General features: G+C 73.7%; 2 protein-coding genes. One reads left to right on the forward strand and one right to left on the reverse strand.

The window, feature by feature from the left end:
- A partial coding sequence (locus G3I42_RS38520; protein WP_343244710.1) for a DUF2809 domain-containing protein occupies positions 1-376 on the reverse strand: 376 nt, incomplete at its 3' end.
- A gap of 207 nt (positions 377-583) precedes the next feature.
- Here G3I42_RS38520 and G3I42_RS30890 point away from each other — a divergent pair.
- Positions 584-1,894 carry an alkaline phosphatase gene (locus tag G3I42_RS30890; protein WP_164291020.1) on the forward strand — a complete coding sequence of 437 codons (1,311 nt, stop codon included), beginning with the start codon at positions 584-586 and terminating at the stop codon, positions 1,892-1,894.
- The last annotated feature ends 209 nt before the right edge of the window (positions 1,895-2,103 follow it).

Consider the following 2,103-nt stretch of genomic DNA (forward strand, 5'->3'; position numbering starts at 1 on the left):
CTACGTACGGCCAGATTTGGACCAGTTCGACCGCCCAGCTCAGCGCGAGGGCGACGGCCGCGGCGCGGCGGGCCCGGAGGGCGGGGGCGAGCAGGAGGCACAGGCAGGCGAGGAGGACGGTGTAGAGCGCGTCCCCCGCGTACTTCGCGAAGTCCGTGGCGGGCCACAGCGCCCGCACGCCGAGGGCGAGGCCGGTCGTGGCGAGTGCGGCCAGGGCCGCCAGGAGGCGCGGGCGGGTCCCGGACCGGCCCCGTACGGGCTCGGCGCCGCGTACGTCGGCGGGCGCTGTGCCGCGTACGTCGGCGGGCGCTGTGCCGCGTACGCCCACCGCCGCCCCGCCCCGTCCCGTCGCCCCGTCCCCCGTGCTGACCGGCACCCCCGCCATCCCTGCCAACTCCTGCCCACCGCACCCGGATTGTCCCGACACCCTATCCGCCTCCGCCGCTCACCCGCCGTTCACCCGGGCGCCCGGTGCCGTCCTTAGCGTCCTCGGCGCGACGGTCCTCACCGGCCGGAGCCCGCACCGCCCGCGCCCGGCCCCCTCGGCCCGCGCGGTCCACCACGAGCACCGGGGAGCAGACCCGTGGACAGAGTCACCCGCAAGCCGCGTCACCTCGGCACGACCCTCGCCGCCGTCGCGGCGACCGCGGTCGTCACGATGGTGGTGAGCCCCACCCTCGGCGCCTCGGCGCAGGCGCCGCAGGCCGCCGCCAAGAAGGCGCCGCAGGCGAAGAACGTCATCTTCATCAACGGCGACGGCATGGGTCCCGCCGCGCGCGAGGCCGCCCGGCTCTACCTCGCCGGTCTCGACGGCGAGCTGACCATGGACAAGCTCCCCGTCGCCGGGCAGCTCACCACGAGCCCGCACGACCCGAAGGCCGTCATCACCGACTCGGCCGCCGCCGCCTCCGCCTGGGCGACCGGTGAGAAGACGTACAACGGCGCGATCAGCGTCGACGTGGACGGCAACAAGCTCGCCACGCTCGGCCAGCAGGCGAAGGCCGCCGGGAAGCGGACCGGCCTCGTCACGACCGCGCAGGTCACCGACGCCTCCCCGGCCGCGTTCTTCTCCAACACCGCCGACCGGGGCCAGCAGGACGAGATCGCCCGCCAGTACCTCGACATCGCGAAGCCCGACGTGATCCTCGGCGGCGGCGAGGACTGGTGGCTGCCGAAGGGCACCGCGGGCGCCTTCCCCGACAAGCCCGCCGAGGACCCGAGCGAGGCGAGCAAGGGCACGAAGGGCAACCTCGTCGCCAAGGCGAAGAAGAAGGGGTACGAGTACGTCTCCTCCGCCAAGCAGCTCGGCAAGGCGAAGGCGAAGGACGGGAAGCTGCTCGGCCTCTTCGCCAACGAGGAGATGTTCCAGCAGAAGCCCGAGGGCCAGGGCGACGTCTACAAGCCGGTCGTCGACCTCGCGACGATGACGACGAAGGCGCTCGACACCCTCGACGGCAAGGGGAAGAGCAAGAACAAGAACGGCTTCTTCCTCATGGTCGAGGAGGAGGGCACCGACGAGTTCGCGCACGCCAACAACGCCGAGAAGACCCTGGAGTCGATGCGGCAGCTGGAGCGCGCCGTCGCGGTCGCGCGGAGTTACGTGGCCACGCACCCCGACACGCTCCTCGTCGTGACCGCCGACCACGAGACGGGCGGCCTCTCCGTCGAGGAGAACGACCCGGCCGACGAGACCGGCTCGGGCCAGTCGACGGAGGACGGGCCCTTCCCGGTCCGCAACTCGGACAAGTCCTTCACCATCGACTGGACCACGGGCCAGCACACCTCGGTCGCCGTCCCGGTCACGGCGGAGGGCCCGTCCTCCGACCGCTTCAACGGCAAGCACGCGAACACGTACGTGCACACGGTGCTGAGCGACATCCTGACGCGGCGCTGAACATCGAGGCGCTGAGGCGCTGACCCGCTGAGGCGCGGCGCGCGGGGCTTTCGGGTACGGGCCCGGGGCGCCGCGCGCGATCCAGGGCGCCGGGGGCGCCGGGGCCACCACGGCTCCGGCGCCCCCGGCGCGTCAGCCGGTCCGCTCGCTCCACACGCGGCGTTCGGCCGCGTCCGGGTCCTCGGCCGCCGACCACGCGGCGCCGATCC

It is taken from the genome of Streptomyces sp. SID11385 (assembly GCF_010548245.1).
Classification (GTDB): Bacteria; Actinomycetota; Actinomycetes; order Streptomycetales; family Streptomycetaceae; genus Streptomyces.